Genomic DNA, 8260 nt, shown 5'->3' with positions numbered 1-8260 from the left:
CCAGATCGACATTGCCGGTGCGCTCGCCACTGCCGAACAGACAGCCCTCGACCCGGTCGGCGCCCGCCATCAGCGCCAGTTCAGCTGCGGCGACGGCGGTACCCCGGTCGTTATGCGGATGGACGCTGATGATGACCGCATCGCGCCGCGACAGATGGCGGCAAAACCACTCGATTTGATCGGCGTAGACATTGGGCGTCGCGACTTCCACCGTCGCCGGCAGATTGAGGATCGCCTTGCGCTCCGGCGTTGGCTGCCAGATATCCAGCACCGCCTCGCACACCTCCAGCGCGAAATCCAGCTCAGTGAAGCAGAAGGTTTCCGGCGAATACTCAAAGGTCCATTCGGTATCCGGTTGTTCGGCGGCGCATTCGGCGAACCAGCGTGCACCGTTGCGAGCCAGTTCGATCAAGCCGGCGCGGTCAAGGCCAAACACCACTTCGCGAAAGATCGGCGCAGTGGCATTGTAGAGATGCGGGATCGCCCGCTTGGCGCCGCGCAGACTGGCGAAGGTGCGGCGGATCAAATCTTCACGGGACTGGGTGAGCGCCTGGATCGCGACATCATCCGGTACCCGACCGCCTTCGATCAGGCCGCGCACGAAATCAAAATCAGTCTGCGAAGCGGAAGGAAACGCCACCTCAATCTCCTTGAAGCCCATCCGCACCAACAATTCAAAGAAACGGCGCTTGCGCTCGCCGTCCATCGGCTCAATCAGCGCCTGATTACCATCGCGCAGGTCTGAACTGCACCAGCGCGGCGCTTGCGTCAGAGTCCGCGACGGCCACTGGCGGTCAGGCAAGCGCACCGGCGGAAAGGGGCGGTATTTACGGGTCGCATCCACACGCATGGCAAATTCCTCTCGCAACGAAAATGGGTAAAACCGGTTATTCAGGATGTTCAGACACGAATGCGGCGCGGATACGGCCGCCAGGCCGCCACTAGGCCCGACGACCGCGACGTAGTCGTAGCAGAGCGAGCGAGAGGGTACGGGTGAAAGCAGGAGGGTAACCGCTGACAGCAATGCGGGAAGCGCGGAGACTGGATCGGTAGGGATTTAACACATCTGCAATCCTCAATGAACGGTTCGGCAGCAATGCGACAACCAGCCCCGGCGCTCCAGTCAGGAGGCCGGGTGACTCAGTCGTAGTTCGAACCGTTCACGGGATAGTGTATTCATGATGAAAATTAGAGTAACGAAAGCTGCACGTCGCGGTCAAGCCGGGAAATGATTGCCAACTGTCAATAAAGCTGAACAATACACCCAGTGAGTAACCACACATCGCAGCGAGGTAACCGTTAATGGCCAAGAAAAACGAAAATCTGCAACCGGTTAAGGTCTGGGATCTGCCCACTCGGATCTTTCATTGGACGTTGGTGACACTGATGATCATGCAGTGGCTCACCGCTGAGAACAGCAGCACCATGGATTATCACGTCTGGGGAGGCTACACCGTGCTGATACTAGTGCTGTTCCGGCTGATCTGGGGCGTAGTAGGCAGCGAAACCGCCCGTTTCAGCGCTTTCGTCCGTGGACCGGGCGCGGCGCTGGATTACGTCAAGGCCCTGCTACGTGGCGAGACGCCACTCTATCTCGGCCACAATCCGATGGGCGGCTGGTCCATCGTGGCGATGCTGGTTCTGTTGCTGGTTCAGGCCGGCACTGGCTTGTTCGCCAACGATGACATCCTGATCGAAGGGCCGCTCTATTCCTGGGTGTCCAAGAGTACCAGCGACTGGCTGACCACGATCCACAAGCTCAATTTCAATCTGCTGTTGGCCGTGATCGCGGTTCACATTTCAGCGGTGCTGTTCTACCTGCTGGTCAAGCGCGAAAATTTGATCCATCCGATGCTCAGCGGGCGTAAACACCTGTCGTCAGAGCAGATCGACGCCGCACCGCGCATGGTCAGTCCGTGGCTTGGTCTGGTGGTGCTGGCCGTTGCGGGTGGAGTGGTCTGGTTGCTGGTGCGCTGACACTGAAAGAGACGATTCCTGAACAATGGCGATAAACTAGGCGGCAAGCCCACCCTTTCCGCCGGAAATCGCCTGGAAACCGAATGAAGAAGCGCTACCGGCGGCATTGCCGTTGTCCACTTTTCCAAACCTGATTGGGTACTCTCGATGCTGATTTTCGACCAATCCCGGCCCGGTCGCCGGGCGGTGATCCCGGTGACTGCGCCCGAAACCGCCCTGTCCGACCTACCCGATCACCTGCGCCGCCGCCGCGCCGCGCCGCTGCCGGAAGTCTCGGAACTTCAGGCGGTGCGCCATTACACCCGGCTGTCGCAGAAGAATTTTTCCATCGACACCCATTTTTACCCGCTGGGTTCCTGCACCATGAAGTACAACCCGCGCATCTGTCACCGGCTGGCTTCATTGCCCGGTTTTCTCGCCCGCCACCCGCTGGCACCGGAAGCGATCAGTCAAGGTTTTCTGGCCTGCCTGTACGATTTGCAGGAGATGCTGCGGGAAGTGACCGGGATGCAGGCGGTGTCGCTGACGCCGATGGCCGGTGCTCAGGGTGAATTTGCCGGAATGGCGATGATTCGTGCCTATCACGTCGCTCACGGCGATCATGCCCGTCGCGAAGTGCTGGTTCCCGACGCCGCCCACGGTACTAATCCCGCCACCGCCATCATGTGCGGCTTCACGGTCCGGGAAATTCCCACTGATGCTAACGGTGATGTAGATCTCGCCGCTTTGCGCCAGGCAGTCGGACCGCACACTGCTGGGCTGATGTTGACCAATCCTTCAACGCTGGGTGTGTTTGAGCGCCACATCACCGAAATCGCGGCCATCGTCCATGAGTCTGGTGGGCTGCTCTATTACGATGGAGCCAACCTCAACGCCATTCTCGGCAAGGCGCGACCCGGCGATATGGGGTTCGACGTGATGCACATGAATCTGCACAAGACCTTTGCCACTCCGCACGGCGGCGGCGGCCCCGGTGCCGGGCCGGTGGCAGTCAACACCCGACTGGAACCGTTCTTGCCGATTCCCATCGTCGGCAAGGATGGCGAGCGTTACCGCTGGCTGAGCGAAGCCGACCGACCCCAGAGCATTGGTCGTCTGTCGGCATTCATGGGTAATGCCGGCGTCATCCTGCGCGCTTACATCTACGCCCGGATGCTGGGCCGCGCTGGCATGGGTCGAGTCGCCGAATACGCGACTCTGAACGCCAATTATCTGCTGGCGGAACTGGCCAAGGCTGGCTTCGATCCTGCCTTTCCACAGCGGCGAGCCAGCCACGAGTTCATCATCACTCTCAAGCGTCAGGCCAAAACTCTGGGGGTAACGGCGATGGATTTCGCCAAGCGGCTGCTCGATCTCGGTTTCCATGCTCCGACCACCTATTTCCCGATGCTGGTGCCGGAATGCCTGTTGATCGAACCGACCGAAACCGAATGTAAGGAAGAACTGGACAGTTTCATTGCGGCCATGCAGCAAATCCAGCAGGAGGCGGAAAGTGATCCTGAATGGATTAAAGGAGCGCCGTATCACCGCCCGGTACGGCGGCTGGACGAGGTACGCGCCGCCCGCGATATGGACTTGGCCTGGCGTCCGGCCGGGTCCTGATAGCGATGGCCTATCAACAACATACGGGCTGGCGGCGGCTGGTCAATGCCACTGGCTATTCCTGGGCGGGACTGAAAGCGGCATGGCGTAACGAGGAAGCATTCCGGCAGGAAAGTCTGCTGTGTGCGGTGCTGACACCGCTGGCGCTGTGGCTGGGTCACAACGCGGTGGAGCGGTCACTGTTGATCGGTAGCCTGCTGCTGATTGTGATCGTCGAACTACTCAATACGGGCATCGAGGCGGCCATTGACCGCATCGGCCCAGAACAGCATGAACTGTCAGGCCGGGCCAAGGACATCGGCTCGGCGGCGGTGTTCATGGCGTTGCTGAATGCTACCGTGGTATGGCTGCTGATCCTGTTCGGTTAAACCCCGATTCAGAGTTTTACCATTTCCTCTTTTTGATTAAGTTAAGTTTATTTATTGAGTTAAAGGATAAAATTTAATCAAAAAATTGAATATAATTTTTCCGCAAAATTCAATTGTTGATAGTTTTTTAATCTATAAAAAACGGTATAAACCCTTTATCCTGTCCTGTGCCTCTCAATAAAAAACGGCATTCATCATGATCGGTGAATTCCACTTTTTGATACCCGATTAGTTGCGAACCATTTATTAATTCGCTACCCCAAAGCTATGCTTAATCCTTCGAATTTTCCGCCTTGCTCTTTCGAGAACCCCGCCATGTTTACTGGAATTATCACCGCTGTTGGCACTATCGCTGCTCTTCAACCACGCGGCGGCGATGTTCGCTTGCGCATCGCCACCGGCAAGCTGGATTTAAGCGACGTGCAACTCGGTGATAGCATCGCTGTCAGCGGCGTCTGCCTGACCGCCGTCGAACTGCCCGGCGACGGCTTCTGGGCCGACGCTTCGCGGGAAACCCTGGAACGCACCCTCCTCGGCGAAGCCGCACCGGGCATGAAAGTTAATTTGGAAAAAGCCCTGACCCCGACCACCCGGCTTGGCGGCCACCTGGTCAGCGGCCATGTCGATGGCGTCGGCGTCGTCACCGTCTGGCAACCGGATGGCCGCTCTTGGCGCTTGCGGATCCAAGCCCCGGATGCCTTGGCCCGCTACATCGCCGAAAAAGGCTCGATCGGCGTCGACGGGGTCAGTCTTACCGTCAACCGGGTAGACGGTGCGGCCTTTGAACTTAATATCATCCCGCAAACGCTGGCGGAAACCAGTCTTGCGGATTTTAAAATCGGTCGGCGGGTCAATCTGGAAGTAGACTTGATCGCCCGCTATCTGGAACGGCTGCTGCTGGGCGAGCGCGCCGCGCAACCGGACGGGGGCGGATTAACTGAGGCGCTACTGCGCGAACACGGGTTCTGGAACTAAACGATGGCACTCAACAGCATTGACGATATCCTCGCCGATCTACGGCAGGGCAGAATGGTGATCATCATGGACGATGAAGATCGGGAAAACGAAGGCGATCTGCTGATGGCCGCTTCGCTGGTGCGCCCGGAGGATGTCAATTTCATGGCCCGCTACGGACGTGGCCTGATCTGTCTGACGCTGACCCGCGAACGCTGCCAGCAACTACACCTGCCACTGATGGTGCAGGACAACGCTACGCCATTTTCCACCAACTTCACCGTCTCCATTGAGGCTGCACAGGGCGTTACCACCGGCATTTCCGCTTACGACCGCGCCCACACCATCCGCACTGCGGTGCGGCCCGACGCCAGACCCGAAGATTTGGTGCAACCCGGTCACATCTTCCCATTGATGGCCCAACCCGGCGGAGTGCTAACCCGCGCCGGCCACACCGAAGCCGGTTGCGATCTGACCCGGCTGGCCGGTCTGGAACCGGCGGCGATGATTGTTGAAGTCCTCAACGACGACGGCAGCATGGCGCGGCGAGCCGATCTGGAGCAGTTCGCTGAACAACACGGCCTGAAAATCGGCACGATTGCGGCACTGATCCGCTATCGGATGCAGAATGAAAAAACCGTCGAACGGGTCGCGGATGCAATGATGAACACCGAATTTGGCCCGTTCCGGGTGCTGACCTATCAGGACGTGGTCAGCCGACAGGTGCATTTCGCGCTGGTCAGGGGTGAGATTCATCCCGATCAACCGGTACTGGTGCGGGTTCACGTCCAACATCTGCTCAGCGACCTGCTCACCCTGCGCCTACCCGACAGTGGCTGGCCGCTGCGCGACACCTTGCAGCGGGTCGCCAACGAACCCGCCGGAGTTCTGGTCTGTCTCAGTCATCCTGAAGATCCAGCGGCGCTGATCCGGCGAATGCGCGGCTATCAGTTCGGCGCTACCGAAGCTCCACGCGCTGACCAAAACGCCGAACTGCGAACCTACGGCATCGGTGCCCAAATCCTGCTTGACATCGGAGTGCGGCGAATGCGGGTACTCAGCGCTCCTAAACGCATCACCGGTTTATCCGGCTTCAATCTGGAAGTCGTGGAATATGTCTCCTGAATCCCGCTCCTTCACTAACCACCGTCACGGAATCCCCCATGCAAAACATCATCACCATCGAAGGTGACTTCACCCCGCTCCCGGATACCCGTTTCGCTTTGGTCGCAGCGCGGTTTAACAGCTTCATCGTCCAGAGCCTGATCAATGGCGCGGTGGACGCTTTGCGCCGGCACGGCGTTCCTGAAACCAGCATTGATCTGATTTGGACGCCCGGTTCCTTTGAACTGCCGCTGGCCGCGCAACGGCTGGCCGCCAGCGAACGCTACGATGGCATCGTCGCCCTCGGCGCCGTGATTCGTGGCGGCACCCCGCATTTCGAGTACGTTGCCGGCGAGTGCGTCAAGGGGCTGGCCTGCGTTTCACTGGAATATGACATTCCGGTGGGTTTCGGCGTATTAACAGTGGATACCATTGACCAAGCGGTGGAGCGTGCCGGCACCAAAGCGGGCAACAAAGGCGCCGAAGCGGCGATGTCGGTGCTGGAAATGGTGAGCCTGTTGCGTCGGTTGGAAGCCTGAGCCGTGGCCGATCCGATCCGCTCCAAGAAACCCGGACCCCGTAGTTGGGCGCGGCGCTGCGCGGCACAGGCGCTGTATGAGTGGCAAGTTTCCGGCCAACAACCCAGCCAGATCGCGGCGCAATTTCTGGCCGATGAGGATTTGAACAAGGCCGATCCCGACTATTTCCGGGAACTGGTGTATCAGGTTCCGGCGCGGGTGGCCGAGATTGATGCCGCGCTGGAACCGTTCCTGGATCGTCCGCTGGTGCAAGTCGATCCGGTAGAACGCGCCATTCTGCGGATCGGCGGCTATGAGTTGATGCAACACCCGGAACTGGCCTATCGGATCATCATTAACGAGGCGGTGGAACTGGCCAAGATGTTTGGTGCTGAACAAGGTCACCGCTACGTTAATGGCATCCTCGACAAACTGGCCCGTGCCATGCGGTCGGTTGAGTTTTCTGCACCGTCCTGAAACGCCTAACGAGATTGGCGGTCCTTGCCAGGCTAACCGGCATCGTCAAATCCTGGACAAGGAGTCACCCGCATGGCAAACAAGCAACTCTTCCCGTCGAAACCGGGCCGGCTGCCGCCGGAAACTGACGCTTACAATGAAGCGGGCGGTCGCGCCTATCGGTTGAGCGATTCCGCTGCGCTGGCACACACCCGCCATGCCTACCATCCTGCTCTCGACGCTGAACGCCCGCTATTTCCACTCCGCGCTGGGGCTGCGCTACCTGCTGGCCAACATGGGCGAATTACAGGCCGATACCGCCATCCGCGAATTCATCATCAATCAGCGCCCGCTGGACATTGCCGAGAGCCTGCTGGCGGAACAACCCGCCATCATCGGTTTTGGCGTTTATATCTGGAACGTGGTGGAAACCACTCAGGTCGTGGCCCTGCTCAAGCAGGTGCAGCCGGATTTGACCATCGTGCTGGGTGGCCCGGAAGTGAGCCATGAATGGGAACAACAACCGATTGTGGCGCTGGCCGACTACCTGATCACTGGTCAGGCCGATTGGGCTTTTGCGTCACTGTGCCAGCGGGTGCTGGCCGGCGAACCGCCTGCGGAAAAGATCATCGCCGCCGAATCGCCGCTGCTGGATCAATTGACCCTGCCGTATCAGTTCTACACCGACGAAGATATTGCCCACCGGTTGATCTACGTCGAAGCTTCACGCGGCTGTCCGTTCCGGTGCGAATTCTGTCTGTCGGCGCTGGATCAAACCGCCTGGCCGTTCCCGCTGGAGCCGTTTCTCGCCGAACTTCAGGCGCTCTACCAACGAGGCGTGCGCCATTTCAAGTTCGTGGATCGCACCTTCAATCTCAATAGTAAAACGGGTGCGCGGATTCTGGACTTTTTTCTGGAACGGCTGGACGAACGGCTCTTTCTGCATTTTGAACTGATCCCCGACCATCTGCCGGAAGCGCTTAAAACGCGAATCGTTCAGTTTCCACCCGGCGCGCTGCAATTCGAGATTGGCGTCCAGACCTTCAATCCGGTGGTGCAGGCGCTGATCAGCCGTCAGCAGAACAACGGCAAGACCGAGGAGAATCTGCGCTGGTTGCGCCAGCACACGCCAGCCCACTTACACGCCGATTTGATCGCTGGCTTGCCCGGTGAGGATGTTGCCAGTTTCGCCGCCGGCTTCAACCGGCTGGTAGCGCTCGACCCGCACGAAATTCAGGTCGGCATTCTCAAGCGGCTGCGCGGCACACCCATCACTCGCCA

9 protein-coding genes are annotated in these 8260 nt (G+C 59.1%); 8 read left to right on the top strand and 1 reads right to left on the bottom strand.

Features of this window, described 5'->3' with window-relative positions:
- On the bottom strand, window positions 1–850 hold an 850-nt coding region (locus BN874_RS15960; protein ID WP_034435219.1), incomplete at its 3' end, for a 2-isopropylmalate synthase.
- Between the two features lie 452 nt (window positions 851–1302).
- Between BN874_RS15960 and BN874_RS15955 the strand changes: the two genes are divergently transcribed.
- The 8 genes from BN874_RS15955 to BN874_RS15920 all read left to right on the top strand — a co-directional run.
- Complete coding sequence (locus tag BN874_RS15955) at window positions 1303–1977, top strand: cytochrome b/b6 domain-containing protein (protein WP_034435218.1); 675 nt, start codon at window positions 1303–1305, stop codon at window positions 1975–1977.
- Between the two features lie 147 nt (window positions 1978–2124).
- Complete coding sequence (gene gcvPB / locus BN874_RS15950; RefSeq protein ID WP_034435217.1) at window positions 2125–3579, top strand: aminomethyl-transferring glycine dehydrogenase subunit GcvPB; 1455 nt, start codon at window positions 2125–2127, stop codon at window positions 3577–3579.
- Between the two features lie 5 nt (window positions 3580–3584).
- Window positions 3585–3947 (top strand): diacylglycerol kinase, encoded by a 363-nt coding sequence (locus tag BN874_RS15945; RefSeq protein WP_034435216.1) that lies wholly within the window; start codon window positions 3585–3587, stop codon window positions 3945–3947.
- 315 nt (window positions 3948–4262) lie between these two features.
- Entirely contained in the window at window positions 4263–4922 is a 660-nt protein-coding gene (locus BN874_RS15940; RefSeq protein ID WP_034435215.1) for a riboflavin synthase, read from the top strand.
- Window positions 4923–4925: 3 nt separating this feature from the next.
- The gene (gene ribBA, locus BN874_RS15935) at window positions 4926–6026 is read left to right on the top strand and encodes a bifunctional 3,4-dihydroxy-2-butanone-4-phosphate synthase/GTP cyclohydrolase II (protein ID WP_034435214.1); all 1101 of its coding nucleotides are present in this window, start codon (window positions 4926–4928) and stop codon (window positions 6024–6026) included.
- Between the two features lie 38 nt (window positions 6027–6064).
- Complete coding sequence (ribH, locus tag BN874_RS15930) at window positions 6065–6544, top strand: 6,7-dimethyl-8-ribityllumazine synthase (RefSeq protein WP_034435213.1); 480 nt, start codon at window positions 6065–6067, stop codon at window positions 6542–6544.
- A 3-nt stretch (window positions 6545–6547) separates the two neighbouring features.
- The gene (nusB, locus tag BN874_RS15925; protein ID WP_230314463.1) at window positions 6548–7000 is read left to right on the top strand and encodes a transcription antitermination factor NusB; all 453 of its coding nucleotides are present in this window, start codon (window positions 6548–6550) and stop codon (window positions 6998–7000) included.
- A gap of 196 nt (window positions 7001–7196) precedes the next feature.
- On the top strand, window positions 7197–8260 hold a 1064-nt coding region (locus tag BN874_RS15920), incomplete at its 3' end, for a B12-binding domain-containing radical SAM protein (RefSeq protein WP_034435212.1).

The sequence above is a fragment of the Candidatus Contendobacter odensis Run_B_J11 genome (assembly GCF_000531125.1).
GTDB classification, from domain to species: Bacteria; Pseudomonadota; Gammaproteobacteria; order Competibacterales; family Competibacteraceae; genus Contendibacter; species Contendibacter odensensis.
Note: the sequence above shows the minus strand (reverse complement) of the source record. Positions and strands in the feature narration are given on the sequence as shown.

Excerpts from the sequence above, each read along its gene's own strand:
- BN874_RS15955 (WP_034435218.1), top strand. The coding sequence starts at position 1,303 with ATGGCCAAGAAAAACGAAAATCTGCAACCGGTTAAGGTCTGGGATCTG.
- gcvPB (WP_034435217.1), top strand. The coding sequence starts at position 2,125 with ATGCTGATTTTCGACCAATCCCGGCCCGGTCGCCGGGCGGTGATCCCG.
- BN874_RS15945 (WP_034435216.1), top strand. The coding sequence starts at position 3,585 with ATGGCCTATCAACAACATACGGGCTGGCGGCGGCTGGTCAATGCCACT.
- BN874_RS15940 (WP_034435215.1), top strand. The coding sequence starts at position 4,263 with ATGTTTACTGGAATTATCACCGCTGTTGGCACTATCGCTGCTCTTCAA.
- ribBA (WP_034435214.1), top strand. The coding sequence starts at position 4,926 with ATGGCACTCAACAGCATTGACGATATCCTCGCCGATCTACGGCAGGGC.
- ribH (WP_034435213.1), top strand. The coding sequence starts at position 6,065 with ATGCAAAACATCATCACCATCGAAGGTGACTTCACCCCGCTCCCGGAT.